This is a genomic window from Pseudomonas silesiensis (assembly GCF_001661075.1).
Classification (GTDB): domain Bacteria; phylum Pseudomonadota; class Gammaproteobacteria; order Pseudomonadales; family Pseudomonadaceae; genus Aquipseudomonas; species Aquipseudomonas silesiensis.
Window position 1 is genome coordinate 3,882,210 of record NZ_CP014870.1, and the last position, 20,263, is coordinate 3,902,472.

At 59.1% G+C, this 20,263-nt stretch carries 15 protein-coding genes; 8 read left to right on the top strand and 7 right to left on the bottom strand.

The features are described from left to right. Nucleotides 1-122 precede the first annotated feature (122 nt). Nucleotides 123-344, bottom strand: coding sequence for a hypothetical protein (locus PMA3_RS17210; RefSeq protein WP_064678298.1), 222 nt, complete (start codon nt 342-344; stop codon nt 123-125). 230 nt (nt 345-574) lie between these two features. Between PMA3_RS17210 and PMA3_RS17215 the strand changes: the two genes are divergently transcribed. From PMA3_RS17215 to PMA3_RS17225, 3 genes are all read left to right on the top strand, one after another. Continuing rightward, the gene (locus PMA3_RS17215; protein ID WP_064678299.1) at nt 575-832 is read left to right on the top strand and encodes a DUF2790 domain-containing protein; all 258 of its coding nucleotides are present in this window, start codon (nt 575-577) and stop codon (nt 830-832) included. A 299-nt stretch (nt 833-1,131) separates the two neighbouring features. Further along, complete coding sequence (locus PMA3_RS17220; protein WP_064678300.1) at nt 1,132-2,316, top strand: acetyl-CoA C-acyltransferase family protein; 1,185 nt, start codon at nt 1,132-1,134, stop codon at nt 2,314-2,316. 137 nt (nt 2,317-2,453) lie between these two features. After that, nucleotides 2,454-4,841, top strand: a complete 2,388-nt coding sequence (locus PMA3_RS17225; protein ID WP_064678301.1) for a DUF3772 domain-containing protein — start codon at nt 2,454-2,456, stop codon at nt 4,839-4,841. A gap of 24 nt (nt 4,842-4,865) precedes the next feature. On the opposite strand, the gene PMA3_RS17230 is transcribed toward PMA3_RS17225, so the two are convergent. From PMA3_RS17230 to speB, 6 genes are all read right to left on the bottom strand, one after another. Beyond that, nucleotides 4,866-5,519: a peroxiredoxin gene (locus tag PMA3_RS17230; RefSeq protein ID WP_064678302.1), complete on the bottom strand. Its 654-nt coding sequence runs from the start codon at nt 5,517-5,519 to the stop codon at nt 4,866-4,868. 152 nt (nt 5,520-5,671) lie between these two features. Continuing rightward, a complete protein-coding gene (locus PMA3_RS17235) occupies nt 5,672-6,007 on the bottom strand; it encodes a hypothetical protein (protein WP_420848514.1) in 336 nt (111 codons plus the stop codon). 369 nt (nt 6,008-6,376) lie between these two features. Then, a complete protein-coding gene (gene betA / locus PMA3_RS17240) occupies nt 6,377-8,065 on the bottom strand; it encodes a choline dehydrogenase (protein ID WP_064678304.1) in 1,689 nt (562 codons plus the stop codon). A gap of 2 nt (nt 8,066-8,067) precedes the next feature. Next, nucleotides 8,068-9,636 (bottom strand): purine-cytosine permease family protein, encoded by a 1,569-nt coding sequence (locus PMA3_RS17245; protein WP_064678305.1) that lies wholly within the window; start codon nt 9,634-9,636, stop codon nt 8,068-8,070. 174 nt (nt 9,637-9,810) lie between these two features. Beyond that, nucleotides 9,811-11,319, bottom strand: a complete 1,509-nt coding sequence (locus tag PMA3_RS17250) for an aldehyde dehydrogenase family protein (protein ID WP_064678306.1) — start codon at nt 11,317-11,319, stop codon at nt 9,811-9,813. A 27-nt stretch (nt 11,320-11,346) separates the two neighbouring features. Then, nucleotides 11,347-12,351 carry an agmatinase gene (speB, locus tag PMA3_RS17255; RefSeq protein WP_064678307.1) on the bottom strand — a complete coding sequence of 335 codons (1,005 nt, stop codon included), beginning with the start codon at nt 12,349-12,351 and terminating at the stop codon, nt 11,347-11,349. Between the two features lie 151 nt (nt 12,352-12,502). On the opposite strand from speB, the gene PMA3_RS17260 reads away from it, so the two are divergent. The 5 genes from PMA3_RS17260 (at nt 12,503) to glyA (ending at nt 20,241) form a co-directional block, all read left to right on the top strand. Continuing rightward, entirely contained in the window at nt 12,503-13,417 is a 915-nt protein-coding gene (locus PMA3_RS17260) for a LysR family transcriptional regulator (RefSeq protein WP_064678308.1), read from the top strand. 81 nt (nt 13,418-13,498) lie between these two features. Continuing rightward, on the top strand, nt 13,499-15,007 hold the full coding sequence (locus PMA3_RS17265; RefSeq protein WP_064678309.1) for a sigma-54-dependent transcriptional regulator: 1,509 nt from the start codon (nt 13,499-13,501) through the stop codon (nt 15,005-15,007). A 588-nt stretch (nt 15,008-15,595) separates the two neighbouring features. Continuing rightward, nucleotides 15,596-16,801 carry a YcaO-like family protein gene (locus tag PMA3_RS30885; protein WP_082930353.1) on the top strand — a complete coding sequence of 402 codons (1,206 nt, stop codon included), beginning with the start codon at nt 15,596-15,598 and terminating at the stop codon, nt 16,799-16,801. 25 nt (nt 16,802-16,826) lie between these two features. Then, on the top strand, nt 16,827-18,533 hold the full coding sequence (locus PMA3_RS17275; RefSeq protein ID WP_064678310.1) for an ATP-binding cassette domain-containing protein: 1,707 nt from the start codon (nt 16,827-16,829) through the stop codon (nt 18,531-18,533). A 451-nt stretch (nt 18,534-18,984) separates the two neighbouring features. Continuing rightward, on the top strand, nt 18,985-20,241 hold the full coding sequence (glyA, locus tag PMA3_RS17280; RefSeq protein WP_064678311.1) for a serine hydroxymethyltransferase: 1,257 nt from the start codon (nt 18,985-18,987) through the stop codon (nt 20,239-20,241). Nucleotides 20,242-20,263: the final 22 nt, after the last annotated feature.

The window sequence follows — 20,263 nt, forward strand, 5'->3', positions numbered from 1 at the left end:
CACTCCGGTGATGCCTCTCTCACTGGACCGGGCCACAGCGATAACTCCTGTGGGAGCGAGACCGGCTCGCTCGCGAAGGCGCCAGCTCGACCACCAACAAACGTCGCACCAAACCTTAATTCCTAGGTGCCACGCCCCAGCCCGTCTATCGCATTGGCAAACGCACTGCCGGCCTGCCGAACCAGCTTGCGCCATTCAACGCTGTTAATGAGACCTTTGCGCTCCATCTCATCGGCGGACTTGAGCAACTCATCGTATTGCTCTTCAGCATCCATACGGATCTGGGGCTCTTTCAGGAGCTGATACCAGGCTTCCAGGGCCTGCGCTTTCGGATCATCGTTCATGGTCAAACTCCCGGCTGTGACTGTTGTTGGAAGTTTTTTCATGAGTGGCCGTTCCTCGATTCCGACGTACGGCGTTCAAGTCAGAGCCGCCGGTCGCCAGCCTTAATCCCGCCCCCGATTCATTGGAGAATAGTCATTCAACTGTTGATCGACTGTGCGGATCACCCGGTAAATCCGAGCTCCCTGCCAGGCCCCTGGCAGCCCTTCAGCCCTGAACAGAGGGAATCATCATGAAAATGTTCACCTTCGGTTTGGCCGCCCTCCTCGCCTCCGGCCCGGCGCTGGCCGATACCCAAACCGCCGCCCCTGTCATCCACGACAAGCCCGGTTTCTTCGTCCACCTGGACGTCGCCAAAGAGCTGACCAGCACCGATATCACGCAAGCATGCGGCATCGTCCCCGCACGATTCACCTACCTTGACGCCCAAGGGCGCGAGCATGTGCTGGATTACCAGGCCCAGGGTGTGTGGTGCATCAGTGATCATTGACAAAGACGCAAAATGGTAACGTTCCAGTTGTCACCACCGACCCCATGTAGGAGCCGGCTTGCCGGCGAAGACGGCGGCACATCCAGTAGAGATGTTGGCTGATAGCCCGCATTCACTAGGTCCGGTGATCTGACCAGTCAGCTCATGCAGTGGACTGTGAAACCTCAACTAAAATGGCAAAAAACACCAGCGCCTTTGAGCAGTTTCGGCATAGGCGCAACACTTTGCCGAATCTAGACTCGCCCTCCTATAGAGGCATCCAAGCCAATAAAATCCGGTGCTGATCCAGGAGAACCACCATGAACCCATCCGACATTTTCGTTATAAGCGCCGTGCGCTCGGCCATTGGCAGCTTTGGCGGCTCGCTCAAGGATGTGCCACCCATCCAGCTGGCGACCGACGTTTGCCGCGCCGCCATCGAGCGTTCGGGCCTGGCGCCGGAGCACATCGGTCACGCCGTAATGGGGCATGTGATCCCGACCGAAGCACGGGATGCCTACATCTCCCGGGCCGTGGCAATGAATGCCGGCCTGCCCAAGGAAACGCCGGCCTTCAACGTCAACCGACTCTGCGGTTCCGGTTTGCAGGCGATTGTCAGTGCCGCACAAAGCCTGATGCTGGGGGATGCCGGAGCGGCGCTGGCCGGTGGCGTCGAGTCCATGAGCCGCGGCGCCTATCTGTTGCCGCAGGCACGTTGGGGCGCACGCATGGGTGACGTGCAGGCCATCGACTTCATGCTCGGCGTGCTGCAGGACCCCTTTGCCGGTTTCCACATGGGCATCACCGCGGAAAACATCGCCGAGCGTTATGGTATCACCCGTCAGGCCCAGGATGAGCTGGCGCTGCTGAGCCAGCAACGCGCGGCCCGGGCGATTGCCGAAGGGCGGTTTGTCGGGCAGATCGTGCCGATCGAAGTGGCGAGCCGCAAAGGTACGGTGATCTTCGCCACCGACGAACACGTGCGCGCCGAGGTCAACGCCGAGCAATTGGCCAAGATGAAACCGGCCTTCAAAAAAGACGGTAGCGTTACCGCCGGCAACGCCTCCGGCCTCAATGACGGCGCCGGCGCGCTGATCATGGCCACCGGTGAAATGGTCCGTGCGCAAGGCCTCAAGCCCATGGCCCGACTGGTCGGGTATGCCCATGCCGGTGTCGAGCCGGAACTGATGGGACTGGGCCCGATCCCCGCCACCCGGTTGCTGCTCAAGCGCGCCGGCCTGACCGTTGCTGACCTGGATGTCATCGAGTCGAACGAGGCCTTCGCCGCCCAGGCCTGTGCCGTGGCGCAAGAACTGGGCTTCGATCCGGAGAAGGTCAACCCCAACGGTTCGGGGATCTCCCTGGGTCATCCGGTAGGCGCCACTGGTGCGATTATCGCCACCAAGGCCATTCACGAACTGCACCGTGTCCAGGGGCGTTATGCCCTGGCGACCATGTGCATCGGCGGCGGCCAGGGCATTGCCGTGTTGTTCGAACGCGTCTGACAGGCCGACGTTGCTCGACGCTCCTGCCCCCGTCCGACGGGGGCAGGGTCAATGCAGTTGACAAACTATCCTTCGAACCTGGGCGCGATGACCTAACCTCATAGGCTGAATGACTAATAACAGAGTCGATCACGCTTATGCGCGCAGCATTGAAAGCCATGCTCTTCGTCGCTTTCACGCTTTTCGGGGCGAGTCCCGGAACGCTGTCGGCGGCCGACCTGCCGGACGCTCCAGCGCCCAGGCCGGGGATCGCAGCCCTTGCAGTTTCCCAGAGCGATCTTCAGGCGTTGCAATTGCGGCTGGACAGCCTCAAACAGCAGATCTCCCTGGTTCACAACTACAACCAGCTGGAGGGCCCTCAGGATCTGGTTCGTACATTCATGCTTGATGTCGATCGCCTGTCGGCTTCGCTGCTGCCTCTGCAGACTCAACTCAATGCCCAACTGAGCGTGCTGGGGTCCGCACCGCTCGACGCCGTTGCCACCGAGCAATCCGACATTGCGGCGCAAAGGACGTCGCTCGCCGAGCAGAAAACCAAAATCGACTCAACCCTCAAAACCCTGGCAACACTGAAACAAAGTGCCGCCGACCTCCTCACCCAGATCGCCGGCATTCGGCGCAACTTGCTGGAAAGCGAGTTGACCCTGCGCACCAAAAGCATCCTCAGCCCCGGGTATTGGTCACCGCTATTGAACCCAACGGCGGACGACCGGCAGCGCTTGAGCCTTTTCATCGAACAGGCGGGAGATGTCCTCAAGGCCGTCTGGCAACCCGGTGAGCGCCTGTTCACGACCGTGCTGTTGCTGCTGGCCCTGGTCATCTGGACGCTGGGCCGCAGGCTCGCGGAACGGGGGCTGACCTGGCTGTGCATTCACCGCATGCCGGAAGGCCGCCTGCGCCGAAGTTCCCTCGCACTGGCCTCGGTGCTGGCTACGGTGTTGACCGCCGGTTTTTCCCTGCAATTGCTGTTTTTTGTCTGTACGCGGCAAAGTCCACTGACACCGATGCTGACCACCTTCTCCCAGGAATTCGAAAAAGTCGTTTATGCCTGTGTCCTGATTACCGCCTTGAGCCGCGCCTTGTTGGCCACGCAACACCCCTCCTGGCGGCTGCCGGCAATTTCCGATCCGGTGGCGCTGGCGCTCGAACCCTTTCCCCGGCTGTTCGCCGCAACCCTGTTGGTGCTGATGACGATTATCCAGGTGGCCAATGCCACCGGCATGGGCAGCGATCTGGTGATCGCGGGCCGAGGCGTCATCGCGCTGACGGTCATCTTGATTATCATTTTTCTAATGGTGCGGACCGGGAAAGTCCGAAGACAAGTGGTGGCGAGCGGCGAGGCGACCGAAGGCGGCACGACCTTCGCCAGCTTGCTCTATGCCCTCACCGGCCTGGCGTTGTTGATTGCCCTGTTATCGCTGCTCAGTGGCTACATTTCTCTGGCGAGGTTCATCACTTACGAACTGGTCTGGTCATTTCTCATCATCTGCGGCTTTTATATGCTGATGCAGCTGGCGAAGGATGCCTGCGAGTACCTGTTTTCACCCAGAAGTCCCAGCGGCAAGGCGCTTAAACAATTGCTGGGCATCGATGATCGCCGACTGGACCAGATCGAGGTCATTCTATCGGGGGTCAGTCGGGCCGGGCTATTGCTGCTAGCGGCGGTCACACTGGTCGTCGGGGGTATCGGAACGACGCTGGGACAACTGGTCACCAATGTCTTTTCCATGCTCGGCGGCGGTGGGCTGCGCAAACTCAACATTATCCCGAGCCACCTGCTCAATGCAGTGCTGGCGCTGTTGATTGGCGTTTACCTGATTCGATCGTTGCGCCGCTGGCTGGATAACGAATTTCTGCCCAAAACCGACATGGACCCGGGCATGCGGGCCTCGCTCAGCACGCTGTTCGCCAACATCGGCTATGCCCTGGTCATATTGCTGACGCTGTCATCCCTGGGCGTGCAGTGGACCAATCTGGCCTGGATCGTCAGCGCCTTGTCAGTGGGGATCGGCTTCGGCTTGCAGGAGATCGTCAAGAACTTCGTTTCCGGCCTGATCCTGCTGACCGAGCGGCCGGTGAAGGTGGGCGACCTGATCAGTATCAGCGGGGTCGAAGGTGACATCCGCCGGATCAATGTGAGGGCCACCGAAATCCAGCTCAGCGACCGCTCGATCGTTATCGTTCCGAACTCGCAGCTGATCTCGCAGAACCTGCGCAACGTGACCCTGGGCGGCAGCGCCCAGGGGGTGGCGACACTCGAACTCACCTTCCCTTTGGACATCGACCCCGAGCAGGTGAAAGACCTGCTGTACGACACCTATTGCGAGCACGAGACCATACTCGACAAACCGGCGCCGGTGGTCCGGTTCAGCAAACTGACCCCCGAAGGCATCACGCTGACCGTCACCGGTTATGTCGGCAGCCCGAGAATTGTCAGCACCACCAAAAGCGACCTGCTGTTCGAGATCCTCAAGCGCCTGGGTGCCGCCGGGATTGAACTGGCCAAGCCGGCACCCGCGGTGTGAGCGGGTGCCCGGCATCAGGGACGCTTACTTCGGTTGCGCCACCGTGCGCAAGTAGGGTTTCACAGTCTTGAAGCCTTCCGGGTACTTCTTGCGCGCATCCTCGTCGGACACCGACGTAGGAATGATCACGTCATCCCCCGGACGCCAGTTCACCGGCGTGGCGACGGTGTGTTTGGCGTTCAGCTGCAGGGAATCGAGCAGTCGCAGCACTTCATCGAAGTTGCGCCCGGCGCTCATCGGGTAGATCAGCATTGCCTTGACCTTCTTGTCCGGGCCGATGATGAACACCGAACGCACCGTGGCGTTGTCCACGGCGGTCCGTGCGCCGCCACTGGCGTTGGGATGAATCATGTCGTAGAGCTTGGCCACCACCAGGTTCTCGTCACCGATCATCGGGTAGTTGACTGCGTGGCCCTGGGTTTCTTCGATGTCTTTGGCCCAGCTCTGATGGTTACTGACCGGGTCGACGCTGAGTCCGACGATCTTGGTGTTGCGCTTGTCGAATTCGGGCTTGAGCCCGGCCATATAGCCGAGTTCAGTGGTGCAGACCGGGGTGAAGTCCTTCGGGTGTGAAAACAGGATGGCCCATTTGTCGCCAATCCACTCGTGGAAGTTGAGCGTGCCTTCGGTGCTCTCAACGGTAAAGTCCGGTGCCTCATCGCCAATGCGGATTGCCATGTTCGTTCTCCTCGTGGTGTGGGTAGGGAAACTCTCAGGCGTTCCAGTATAGGAGACGTTGAACACTTCGCCCTGCGCTGTGGCGAGGGGCGCTTGCTGCCGCGAAAGGCCCGGCACAGGGGCAACGGGCTTTCGTGGCCGACGACATCGCGCTATTTACGCGCCACTTTGTAGCGGACGCAGTCATCGTAAAAACCCTGCCGGATTGCCGCCGGCTTGAGCCGCGATTGACTGTCGTAGGTTTGCTCGGTGATGCCCATCGCCATCATGCGCATCCATGGCTTGCTGAATTTGTAGGTCTGCAACTTCTGGCGCGCGGCATACAGCGAGACGCCCGACAATTTGAGTTCCTGGGCTTTGGCTGCCGTTCCCGCGCCCCAGCTGCACATATAACGATCCTTCTCCACCAGCTCCCTGGCCTGGACGAACGCGGCACCACCCGCCAGCCCGCACGACATGAGTACGACCAACACATTCCGCATTTGCATTCGATCCTAACTATCTGAAAATAAATTGATTTTGGTTAAAAGATCGAGTCTTCGGGGCCAGCAAAATGCCTTGATTGCGCGATTAGCCTGATTTCATGTCTTGATGCATGGCAGCCCGGACGATCACGATGAGGCGCGCCCGACCGGCATCCTTTCCCGGGTTCACCCATGACACCCACGGGATCGAAAGCGAGGGCGGGGTTTACCGGTTGCTGGTGTTGAAGTGAGGTAAGCAGGACCTTCGGCTGACACAAACCCTGTAGGAGCGAGCTTGCTCCTACAGTGGTCTGCGGCGTGCATAAAGTCCGTGCACGACAGGTCCCACAGCAATCTGGCTCAGGTGTGGAAATTGCGTCCAGAAGTCTTGAATCACACCCTCACATTGCGCCCCGGCAAGGTCGATCGCTGACTGTTTTCCCAATCCTCCACCAGGCCCACCGGTGCATCGGACGCCGGCAGCATGCTGCGCCCGCGAACCAGATCCGAAGCACGCTCGGCGAGCATGATGGTCGGTGCATTGAGGTTGCCGTTCGGTTCGGTCGGGAACACCGACGAGTCGATCACTCGCAGACCCGCGATACCCCGCACCCGCAGCTCGGAATCCACCACCGCCATGTCATCCTCGCCCATCCGGCACGAGCCGCACGGATGGTAGGTGCTCTCCAGGTTCTCACGGACGAAGGCATCGATCTCTTCATCGGTGTTCACCAGCGGTCCGGGGGCGATCTCGCCGTCGCGGAAGCGGTCCATCGCCGGCTGGCCGATGATCTCCCGGGTCAGGCGAATGCAGCGGCGGAAACCTTCGCGATCCTCTTCGCGCTGCAGGTAATTGAACTGAATCTCGGGATGCTCATAAGGATCCGCCGACCGCACCCGCACATAACCGCGACTCTTGGGTTTGTTCGGCCCGGTGAGCACCATGAAACCGTGGCCCTTGATCGGTTTATTGCCGTCGTAACGCATGGCCGCCGGCAGGAAATGGAACTGAATGTCCGGCCAGCGCAGGCCCTTGTCGGAGCGGATGAAACCACCGGCCTCGAAATGGTTGGTGGCGCCGAGCCCGTCCTTGAACAACAGCCAGCGCAGGCCGATCATCAGCTTGCTCAGCGGGTCCATTTTGCTGTTGAGCGTCACCGGTTCCTTGCAGCCGAACTGGATGTAGACCTCGGCGTGGTCCTGCAGATTCTCCCCTACCCCCGGCAAGTCATGACGGATGCTAATCCCGGCTTTGCGCAGGACCTCGGCCGGGCCGATGCCGGAGCGTTGCAGCAGGTGCGGTGAGCCGATGGGCCCAGAGGAAATCAGCACCTCACGGTTGCAATAAACCTGGTGAGTCTGGCCTTCGTGGTCGTACACGACGCCGACGGCACGTTTGCCTTCGAGGATGATCTGGCGGGTCATCGCGTGGGTGATCACGGTCAGGTTCGGACGGCCCATGGCCGGGCGCAGATAGGCGTTGGCGGTGGAGCAGCGCACGCCATTCTTCACCGTCATGTGCATGGCGCCGAAACCTTCCTGCATGAAGCCGTTGCAGTCGTCGGTCTTGATGTAGCCCGCTTCGGCACCGGCCTCGACCCAGGCGCCATACAGCGGGTTTTTCATGTGATTGCCATTGGTGGTGTGCAACGGCCCGGTACTGCCGCGGTAGCCGTCACCGCCCTCCTCGTAATGCTCGGCCCGCTTGAAGTACGGCAGGCAATTGCGGTAGCCCCAGCCCTGTGCACCGAGAGATTCCCATTCGTCGAAGTCATACGCATGGCCGCGGATGTACACCAGGCCATTGATCGACGACGAGCCGCCCAGCACCTTGCCGCGCGGGCAGTGGATACGCCGGCCGTTGAGGTAAGGTTCCGGCTCGGTTTCGTAGCGCCAGTTGTACTTCTTGGTGTTCATCGGGATCGAAAATGCACTCGGCATCTGGATCACCACGCTGCGGTCGCTGCCACCGAACTCCAGTACCAGCACCGAGGTGGCCGGGTCTTCGCTCAGGCGGTTGGCCAACACACAACCGGCCGAGCCTGCACCGATGATGATGTAGTCGTATTTTTGCGTAGCCATGATTATCTCCCGGCCGTCGATTCGTTGAACACTGGCAACGAGGGCTTGGTCAGCCGGTCGCCGGTGGTGTATTGCGGGGATGTTCTTTCGATGTGCTGGATGACGCTTTCTTCGCGCTTGAGGTCGATCGAGCGGCTCAGCCAGTAGTACGCCAGCCCCGAGACGATCAGCCCGACCAGCCAGGCGATGTCGATGCTGCCGAGCGCCTTGGCCAGCGGGCCGACATAGACCTCGCGCTGCTCGACGCCGTCGTAGATGTAGAAGAACGGGATCATCGAGATAAAGCCGATCGCATAGGCGGCGATGCCGCGCAGACCCCAGCTGCCGTAGATGTTGCCGTGGGGCATGAAGAAGTGCGGGATGGCGTATCGACCCTTGCGCACGAAGAAATAGTCGGTGAGGTTGACCGAGGTCCAAGGCACCAGGAAGTACAGCATCACCACCAGGTAAATCCCCAGCACCGACAGGCCTTTGCCCGAACTCTGGATGCTCAGGGCCACGCCCAGTTGCAGCAGGATCACGAAAGCGATGGCCAGGATCCGTGCCTTGCGGGTCGGCTCGATGTGCTTGATCGAATCGACACAGGTCAAGGTGGTCAGCTTGGCGCTGTAGATGTTCATCGCGATCACCGGCAGGAACGCCAGGATCGTGACCACCACCACGGCGGTGCCCATGAACGGCGACACGGTATTGCCCACCTGGCCAAGGGCGACCAGCACGTCGGTGGAATGCAGGTGATCGGCCAGCCAGCCACCCACGGAAATCATCCAGGCACCGGACAACGAGGCACCAAGAAACACCACTGCGATCAATTTGCCGCTGGAGGTGTTCTTCGGCAGGTAGCGCGAATAGTCGGACACATAGGGTGCGTAGGCGATGTTGTAGCTCGCCGCCGCCGCGAACTGGGCGATGAAACCGGTCCAGTTGAAACCCAAGGGCGCCGGGGCCACTTCACCGGCGGCCAGTACCGGCATCGGTGCGTCGGGCACCCACCCCATCAGCACCGCCAGGGTCACCAGGCCGTACAACGGCAGCGACAGGAACAACGCCCACTTGAAGCTGCGATGCATCCAGTCGTGACCGAGGATCGCCAGGACCGCCGCCGGCAGCGTCACGGCCACCGCCACCACAATGGGGTTGAAGCCGAACAGCGTGTGCAGGCCCTGCATCATCAACACCAGGTTGACGATGTTGAACCCGGCGAACACGAACAGCGTCGCCAGCAGCACCAGAATCACCCCGCGATAGCCGAATTGCGCGCGGGACTGGATCATCTGCGGCAGCCCCAGGTGCGGACCCTGCGAACCGTGAAAGGCCATGAACAGCGTGCCGAACATGATGCCCAGCGTCCCGGCGAGGGTGGTCCACAACGCAGTCAGACCGACGCTCGGGCCCACGAAACCGATGGTCATGGTGAAGAAGGTGAAATTGCCGAGAAACCAGAACGGGCCCTGGCTCGACAATTTGTCGGTGCGTTCGGCCTCCGGGATGAAATCGATCGAATGGCCTTCGACTATGGGTTTGTCGTCGAGGAGGGAGAGGCTTGGGGCGGCTTTGGCGTTAATGTTCATGATGGGCTCTTATTTTTGGAAGATCATGACGGATAACTGCATTGTTTCAGGTGAACGACGCCCCTGTAGGAGCGAGCTTGCTCGCGAAAGCGGCGTGTCAGTCAACATTGATGTTGAATCAGATGGCCCCTTCGCGAGCAAGCTCGCTCCCACAGGGTTTGAGTCAGCCATGACTCAAGGTAACGTGATCCAGACCGCCTTCGTTTCGAGCAGATAATCGAGCTGCTCCGCGCCCAGGTCCTTGCCGAAACCGGACTGCTTGTAGCCACCGAACGGCATCGACGGGTCGAGGGTGCCGTGGGCGTTGACGTAGACCGACCCCGCTTTCAACCGTGGGATCAGGCTGTGCACCTTTCCAAGGTCATTGGAATACAGTGCGGCCGCCAGGCCGTAAGGCGAGTCATTGGCCAGGGCCAGCGCCTCTTCCTCATCGTCGAACGGTGCGGTCACCAGCACCGGGCCAAAGATCTCTTCCTGGACGATGCGCATGTCGTTGCGGCAATGGGCAAAAATGGTCGGCTCGACGAAGAAACCGGGGCCCTCCACAGGCTGGCCGCCGTAGATCAGTTCGGCGCCTTCCTGTTTGCCGGTTTCGATGTAGTCGGTCACTCGCTGCTGCTGCAACGCCGAGACCAGCGGGCTGATGAAGCAATCCGGATCCAGGCCCGGCGCCATCTTCAAGGTCCGTGTATAGGCGATCAGTTCCCGCAGGAATTCGTCATGGACGCTGCGATGAATATAAGCCCGCGTGCCGGCATCGCACACCTGGCCCGAGTTGAAAAACACACCGTTGGCGATGGCTTGGGCGGCGGCTTTCAGATCGGCGTCGGCCAGCACGATTACCGGTGATTTTCCTCCGAGTTCCAGGGTTAGTCGCTTCATTTCGTCCAGCGCCGCACGGCCGACGGTGCGACCGACCGGGGTCGAACCGGTGAAGGTCAGCTTGTCGATGCCCGGGTGAGTGGCCATGGCTGCGCCGACCACACTGCCGCGGCCGGTGACGATGTTGATCACCCCGTCCGGGATGCCGGCTTCCTGCACCAGTTCAGCGAATCGCAAGGCCGACAGCGAGGTCAGTTCGGCGGGTTTGACCACCACGGTGCAGCCGGTTGCCAACGCAGCGCCAAGCTTCCAGGCCATGGTCTGCAACGGGAAATTCCACGGCACGATGGCACCCACCACACCCACCGCTTCCTTGCGGGTATAGGCCAGGTAGTTGCCCGGCAGCGATGGCTCGACGGTGCGGCCGTGAAGCTTGGTGGCCCAGCCGGCGAAATAGCGCAGGGTATCGACCGTGCCCTGGATATCGACATCCCGGGCGAAGGCCGCTGACTTGCCCATGTCGATCGATTCGATTTCCGCCAGTTCCGCGGCGTTGTTTTCAATCAGGTCGGCCAGGCGCTGCATCATGCGTTCGCGTTCTGCCGGTTTGGCCTGACGCCAGGCCCCACCGTCGAATTGCGCGCGGGCGGCTTGCACGGCGCGATCCAGGTCGTGGGTGGTGCCCATGGGAATCCGGGTGATCAGGCCTGCGGTCGAAGGTTCGATGACATCGCTGGTCTGCCCGTCGCTGGCGTCGACAAAGGCGCCGCCGATGAACATCTTCTGCGCCTTGCCGAGGAAGGTCTGGGTGGCTTCGGAGACGCCGAACTTCTGCAGGTAATTTTTGACGATCGTGTCCATTTTCACTCTCTCTGTGCGGCGGTCAGATCACGCCGAGGCCGTGGTGGTTGCGCTCATGACGTGCCGCGCCTGAGCCCGCTCGTGGAAGATGAAGCCGATGCTGTTGAGCAGCAGCTGCGCCGCCAGGATCGAGGTCATGCCGGTCGGGTCATAGACGGGCGCCACCTCCACCAGGTCCATGCCGACGATGTTGCCCTGGCTGCGTTTGGCCAGGGCCTGGATGATTTCCAGCACTTCGTAATAGAGGAAACCGCCATGGCTGGGGGTGCCCGTGCCGGGTGCGATGGAAGGGTCGAAACCGTCGATGTCGATGGTGATGTAGTAATTGATGTTCTGCGGGATCAGCGCCAGCACACCGTCGACGCCCAGGCGCCGCACATCGCGCACCGAGAGGATCTTCGAGCCGGCCGCATGGGCTGCTTCGTAGTCGTCGCGATTGGAGGAAGACACATTGCGGATGCCCATCTGGGTCATGCCGACGATGTGGTTCATTTCCGAAGCACGGCGCAGCGGGTTGCCATGGCCATAACGCACGCCATGGCGTTCGTCGACAAAGTCCAGGTGCGCATCGAAATGGATGATGTGAATCGGGCCGCGCCCCTCGAAGGCCTTGATCACCGGGGCGTGCACCGAGTGATCGCCACCGAGCACCACCGGCATGACGCCGGCATCGAGGATCTTGCGCACCGCGTATTCGGTGTTCTGGTTGCTGGTGACCATGTCGGTGTGCACGATATCGGCGTCACCGACATCGACCATGCGCACGTCGGCGGCGGTCAGGTACATGACGTCATCTTCGTGGTCGTAGGCGCCGGCATGGCCGAAGGAGAACAGCGTCGATGCCTCGCGAATCCCCCGTGGCCCGAAGCGGGCGCCGGAGCGCCACTGGGTGCCCATGTCGTTGGGCACGCCGAGTACTGCGACGTCGGCATCCAGGGCATCCCAATCGGTGCACACCGGGGATTTGCCAAAGGTGCAGTGCCCCACGAATGGCAGGTTCAGACGACCGGATTCATAACCGTTGTTCGACATTTCAAGCCTCTCCACTTCTTGTTATCGGCTTGGCGGACTGCAAGGCGACCGCCGTTGAAGTGACTATGGGCGCAGGTTTTCGTGGAAAAAATGCTAAACATCAGATACTCATATCGGCATTACCGATGCATCCATTCCCGGGAGGTCCAAGGTGATCCAGCTGCACGATGTCGATCTGAAACTGCTCAGGGTGTTTGCCACGATTGTCAGGTGCGGCGGGTTCTCTGCCGCGCAGGCGGCGTTGAACGCCGGCCAGTCGACCATCAGCGAACAGATGACTCACCTGGAAACCCGGCTCGGGGTCAAACTCTGCCAACGGGGGCGCAGCGGCTTTCGCCTGACCGAGCAAGGCGTGGCGATCCATGAAGCGACCCAGCGCCTGCTCTCGGCGGTGGAAAATTTCTGCATGGACGCCGACGTGCTCAAGCAGCACATCAGCGGCAAGCTCAACCTGGGTATCATCGACACCACCATTACCGATCCGGCCTCGCCGCTGCCGCGCACCACCCAACGCTTCGTGTCCCGAGGGCATGACGTGCACCTCAACGTGTACGTCGGCACCCCGGCGGAACTGGAAGAACGCGTCCTCGACGGCCGCCTGCACCTGGCGATCGGGCACTTCCCGATCCACGTTCCCGGCCTGTTGCAGTCACCGCTGTATCAGGAAGCCCTGGGGCTGTATTGCGGGCGGCGGCATCCGCTGTACGGCAGCAAGGCCGAGGGAGAGGAACTGCTCGAAGAAATTGCCGCGAGCCGGATCGTGGTCAGGGGCTACATGCAGCAATACGACCTGGAGCACCTGGGCGTGAGCAAGGCCGCGGCCACCGTGGACAACATCGAAGCGCTGGCCATCCTGCTGATTTCCGGTGCCTATCTGGGCTTCTTGCCGGTGCACTTCGCTACCCAGTGGGTCAAGACCGGCGAAATGCATCAGCTGGCGCCCAGCAGCCTGCAGTTGATGTCGCCGTTCGATGTGATCACCCGACGCGGCACTGCCCCGCCGCCGATCCTGCAGGCCTTTCTCGAGGACCTGGACGCCTGTTCACGCAAGACCGCCAGTCACTGACAGACACCGCTCGCCACAATCGAACAGTGCCCGGCATACTGATCGGCGCAGTCATCCCGTCAGCCACCTTGCAGGCCCGTCATGCGCATCCACGTCACCTTCATCGACCGCGTCGGCATCACCCAGGAAGTACTGGCCCTGCTCGGCGGGCGCAGTTTCAATCTGGACGCCGTCGAGATGGTGCCACCGAACGTGTACATCGATGCCCCGACCCTCGGTGCCGATGTGCTGGAGGAACTGCGCGAGGCCTTGCTCGGCGTGAAGGGCGTACAGGCGGTGACCCTGGTCGACATCCTCCCGGGACAACGTCGCCGCCTGCAACTGGATGCCTTGCTCGCGGCCAGCATCGACCCGGTGCTGGCGGTGGATGACCGCGGCCATGTGCTGCTGGCCAATCCGGCGCTGATCGCCCTGTGTGGTCGTGAACCGGCGGGAGAGCCGCTGACGGCGCTGTTCGATGATCCCGACTTGCAGCGCACGCTGATCGAACACGGCTACCGTCTGCCCATGCACGAGGTCAGCCTCGCCGGCCAGACCTTGCTGCTCGACGCGATGCCGATCACCGATGCCGGCGCCCTGCTGACCCTGTATCAACCGAATCGCATCGGCGAACGCCTTTCGGCGCTGCACCATGACCATGCCGAAGGGTTCGATGCGCTGCTGGGCGAATCCCCGGCAATTCGCACCCTCAAGGCCCGCGCCCAGCGGGTGGCCACCCTCGACGCACCGCTGCTGATCCAGGGCGAAACCGGCACCGGCAAAGAGCTGGTGGCCCGTGCTTGCCACGCCATCAGTACCCGGCGTGACGCGCCCTTCCTGGCCCTGAACTGCGCGGCACTGCCGGAAAGCCTCGCCGAAAGCGAGCTGTTCGGCTACGCCGCCGGCGCCTTCACCGGCGCGCAACGGGGAGGCAAACTCGGCCTGCTGGAACTGGCCGACCAAGGCACGGTATTCCTCGACGAAGTCGGCGAAATGTCGCCCTACCTGCAAGCCAAGCTGCTGCGCTTCCTGAGCGATGGCTGCTTCCGTCGGGTGGGTGGCGATCGCGAGGTCAAGGTCAACGTGCGGATCCTCAGCGCAACCCACCGTGACCTGGAAAAAATGGTCAGCGAAGGCAGCTTTCGCGAAGACCTGTTCTACCGCCTGAATGTGCTCAACCTGCAAGTGCCACCGCTGCGCGAACGCGGCCACGACATCCTGCTGATGGCCAATCACTTCATGCAACAGGCCTGCGCACAGATCCAGCGCCCGGTCTGCCGCCTCGCACCAGGCACGTATCCGGCGCTGCTCGGCAACCGCTGGCCGGGCAACGTCCGGCAACTGCAGAACGTGATCTTCCGCGCCGCCGCCATTTGCGAAAACCCGCTGGTAGACATCGACGACCTCGATATCGCCCGCACGACCATGGAGCGGCAGAACGCCGGTGAGGTCGGCAGTCTGGAGGCGGCCGTTGGTGACTTTGAAAAAAACCTGTTGGAACAGCTTTACCGCAGCTATCCGTCGAGCCGTTTATTGGCTGCGCGGTTACAGACTTCGCACAGTGCGATTGCTATTCGGCTGCGTAAATATGGGATTCCGGGGAAGCTTTGACGGGTTTGGGGATCTCAATCCAGCTTGAGTTACTGAGTTCCTAAGGGCGTGTGTTTGATCTGGATCGCGATCCGGCGATGGGTCCTCGGCGTCACGCGCTGGTGCACTAAGACGGTCAAATTCTTGCGCCGCCCCAAAACAACTAAATCACTAAACATCACAAATCATTGAATTGATTAATCAAACACATAAGCAGTAACAACTGTGTAAAACTATATAGATTAGTCCTACACACCAAAAAGCATCTTCCTACACAATCATAGGAAGTTCTACCCTCGCCAGCAATTGAATAACTGAAAGCTCACTGCTACTAATTAATGACTTGCGAAAAAACACGCAAGCGCGGTGCGCATTCACGTGTACCGGATCCTCAATAAAAAAGGAGTAACATGAAATGGGTAGCAAACGTTCTGAAATTAACACCTTCGACTATCTGCCTCAAATGATGGGCGTATCAAAAGGCTTCCTGGTTACAGAAGCTAATTTTTTCGCCTCGCTTACCAACTAATCTCAATCGCTGATTGAGCACCAGTAAAAAAGTGCCGAAAGGGTTTCCTTTCGGCACTCAAAACAATCATGAGGCTTTTTATGTCCGAACGTGAACTTACCCCCGCGGAAGCGCTTTCTCAGCTCAACAAAGTCATCAACGAATTAGGTTTGAACGCTGTGACGCGTTATACAAGTCGCAATCGGCTTGTGGCAACCGCTGAACTATTTGACAAAAACAACAACCTCATTGAGTCAGGTGCAGGCAAAGGACCCGACTCCCTCATCGGTGCGTTGGCCGAAAGCATTGAACACTACAGCACCTTTCAGCCCCACATTGGTGATCTACATCATCACCGCTGTGATTTTATCGCCACTCAGAAGCATAGCGAATGCGAAGGTCTGCTAAGCAGCTTGCCTCGCACTGGAGAAAAAATTGAGTGCTTTAAACTGACAACCCTAGACAAACGTGAAGAGTTATATATTCCAAGTATTCTACTCTGCCCGAAAAATGCGGAAAGATTTTCTACCAACAGAAGTCCCGACGTGCAGTATTTGGCCCGCTACTCATCAAACTCAGGGATTGCCTTTGGCTGTACCGAAGCCGAAGCACTGTTGCATGGAACCAATGAAGTCATCGAAAGGCATATCTTGTCCTGCTTTTTCATGGCAGTTTGTTCCATTGGCCCTGCCATGGATTTATACACCCCCTCCGAGGAACTACTTACAAGCGCATTACAAGACAACCCCTCGGCTATAGAGTCCGCTAACAAGTTACAGATCATCATCATAAAGGATATGCTGGGTGTTTATTTTACTGTGGCATTTCCTAAAGCAGGACCTGGCGATCTTCATATTTCACCAATTGGCTCAGGATGTTCGCTGGACATCCGTACTGCAATTCAGAGAGCGACTACAGAACAATTTCAATCCCATTCATTGTATGGCATAGTTGAAGAGGCAATTGACAAGACCACCCTTGATTTACTATCAAGCTCAGACAAACTGAAAGGTCTCATCGGTTTCGCCCATATTAGAAGCCTAAGTCTGCCTTCACTCGATCAGCCGCTGACAGATTTTACTGCCAGCGTGCCGCAGCAATTAAAAACCCTACAAAATAATTTATTACGTGAAGGAAAAACAATTTTTCACAGAACCGTAGCCCGCTACTCCGGAAACAACGTGGTTTCACAGTGTTATGTCCCTGGACTGGAGCGTTTCAACATCATTAGAAATGGCTGCTTGGTAGCACCCCAGCATATTTTACGTAAAACCTCTAAAAGCCTGCACCTTGAACAGCAAAAATAAAACACGGACAGCCGACAGGTGCCCCATGCAGACACTAATCAGAACGGCCTGTAAAAAACACGCAGTACTGCTGACTTCAACAATAACCACCATCATAGTACTCAAGCTTATAGCGCTAGCTCCGCCCCTGCTATTAGGCAAAGTCGTCGACGCGCTGAACAGTGATATCGATACAACCCTCAACACGCTACTCACTCTGACAGCAGGGTTCGCCTTGGCTGGATGCATTCAAGCGATCATTAATCCACTGCAAATTTTTCTTTTATCCCGATTAGTGCAGCAGATCGTGATGAATGCATCCATAGACTGGATGGCAGAGTTGATGCGCAAGGAATTTTGTCATTTCAATTCGTGGCGCATCGGACATTTCATCAAATCCGTGGAGCGCGGCATCACCGCCCATGAACAGTTATTGACATTCTTGGTCACCGTCGCAATCCCCATGTGTCTGGAGTTTTTGATCGTGGGCGGCGTATTTCTTTATATGGGTGGTGCCGGGATCTTTCTCGCGCTGACCGGTCTTGGCATCATTTATCTGTTTGTCACTCATAAAATCATCAGGTGGCGCAGAAAGCATATTGATGCAGTCAACGAGCAAGAAGATGAGTTGAGCGCGATTTTGTTCAATACCCTGACCGCGGGAAAATCGATCAAACTGGAAAGGGCCGAACACACAGCAACACAACCGTTGAACCGTGCCTTTGCGCAATATGCCAACGCCGCGGTAACCGTGACAAGCTCCGGCGGCTTCCTGAGCGCGGCAAAGATCTTATTTGTCAGCCTTTCCACGGCAGGATTACTGGGCTGGGGTGTCTTCGATCAATTGTCGGGCGAGCCCAGCATCAGTGTCGGGCAACTGGTCGCCATATTTTCCATTGCGGGTAGTTTTCTACTGAACATCACCACGCTGACCGAAGGCTATCGAGTACTTGACCAATTTCTCGCTGACCAGCGCCGACTGCAGCAATTGTTGGCACTGCCAGACTTTGACCAGGACAACCGTCAAGCCGAAATCACCTCCCGGCGCGCCTCGACTATGGTGCTCGCCCCCTGCGTTGTGACCGATAACCAAGCGGTCCGGCTATCCATCGCGAATGCCATCACCTTTAAACAAGGCCAATCGGTTGCCATTACCGGTCCCAGTGGCGCGGGAAAAACCACCTTGCTGGAAACGCTTGCCGGATTGAATGCTTCGGTCAGAACTCAGTTGAGCATCGACGGCCTGCCGGTTTCCAGGTTGGGCGCCCTGACTCACTTGAGTTTCCTGAGATACTGTCCTCAATCACCGCAGTTTCTGGAAGGCACCTTCGAACGGTCAGTTCTGTTCGGAATCGATCCTTCGCCACATCTGCACCAGGCGATACAACGATTGAACCTTGAAGACATTGTTTCCCGGCGAAACCTCAGCGAAAACGCGGCCAATATTTCCGGTGGCGAAGCCAAACGCCTATCACTGCTGCGCCTGATCAACAGGCCAGGAAACTTCAACCTGTTTGACGAGCCAAGTGCGTCGATTGAACCAAAGCTCGCCACTCCAGTGTGGGATTTGCTTTTCGACACCTTCGCCGAGCGCGGGTTGATTTGTGTCACTCACGATATTCGCCATCTGTATCGCTTTGATCGAGTCATCGTCATGCAGGACGGTGCGATTATCGATGACGGTCCGTGGTGTGAGTTGGTCCACAGGTCGGCAATCAAGGTGCTGTTGAGCGACCTTCAATCGCAAGCGTGATGCTTGGCGAAAAGCTGCGTCCGATAGCGTTGCAACTGACCTATCGGCAGCGACTTGAATCGTGGTGTCTGCAAACCGCTACAGCGTATCGAATTCGATCCACATCTGCGCAAGCCCGCATTCTTCCAGCTCGCCACCCCTTATGCACTTCTGATTCCGCGTCCGATCTGTATTGATATCAATACGATAAGCTCAGTAATTTGTCACGAAAGTACATCATCTTATTGATTTATAAAGAAAACCATTTTTTGGCATTGCACTTGCTGGAGCAACCTCGACTCCTCACCCGTCGCGGGATGGCTAGAACACCGTATCCCCTGTAGGAGCGAGCTTGCTCGCGAAGGTCTTGAGAACGACGCGTGTATTCAAAAAAACGCGTTTTCGTTAACGTCCATCGCGAGCAAGCTCGCTCCTACAGGGGTCTACATCACCCTGAAAACAGGACTCCACCATGTTCAGCAAGCACGATCAGATCAAAGGCTACGACGACGAACTGCTGGCGGCGATCAACGCCGAGGACGCTCGGCAAGAGCACCACATCGAATTGATCGCCTCGGAAAACTACACCAGCCAACGGGTGATGGAGGCGCAAGGCAGCGGCCTGACCAACAAGTACGCCGAAGGCTATCCGGGCAAGCGTTATTACGGTGGCTGCGAGCATGTCGACGTGGTCGAGCAGTTGGCCATCGATCGCGCCAAACAGCTGTTCGGCGCCGATTACGCCAACGTCCAGCCGCACTCCGGCAGCCAGGCCAATGCCGCGGTGTATCTGGCATTGCTGCAGGCCGGTGACACCGTGCTGGGCATGAGCCTGGCCCACGGCGGCCACCTGACCCACGGCGCCAAGGTCAGTTTTTCCGGCAAGCTCTACAACGCGGTGCAGTACGGTATCGACACCAAGACCGGGCTGATCGATTACGACGAAGTCGAGCGCCTGGCGGTGGAGCACCAGCCGAAAATGCTCATCGCCGGGTTCTCTGCCTACTCCAAGACCCTGGACTTCCCGCGCTTCCGGCAGATCGCCGACAAGGTTGGTGCCTATCTGTTCGTCGACATGGCCCACGTCGCCGGGCTGGTGGCGACCGGTCTGTACCCGAACCCGCTGCCGTACGCGGACGTGGTCACCACCACGACCCACAAGACCCTGCGCGGCCCTCGTGGTGGCTTGATCCTGGCCAGATCGAACCCGGAACTGGAGAAAAAACTCAACGCCGCGGTATTCCCCGGTGGCCAGGGCGGACCGCTGATGCACGTGATCGCCGCCAAGGCCGTGTGCTTCAAGGAAGCATTGGAGCCCGCTTTCAAGACCTATCAGGCGCAGGTGATCCGCAATGCCCAGGCGATGGCGAAAGTGTTTATCGAACGTGGCTACGACGTGGTGTCCGGTGGCACCGACAACCACCTGTTCCTGGTCAGCCTGATCCGCCAGGGCCTGACCGGCAAAGACGCCGACGCCGCCCTCGGCCGCGCCGGGATCACCGTGAACAAGAACGCGGTGCCGAACGATCCGCAATCGCCGTTCGTGACCTCCGGCCTACGCATCGGCACCCCGGCCATCACCAGCCGTGGTTTCAAGGAAGCCCAAAGCAACGAGCTGGCGGGCTGGATCTGCGACATCCTCGACCACCTCGGCGATGCCGATGTCGAGGCCAATGTCGCCCGACAGGCCGCAGCGTTGTGCAGTGATTTCCCTGTGTATCGCAACTGATTGTCAGCGGGAGGGCTCGCCC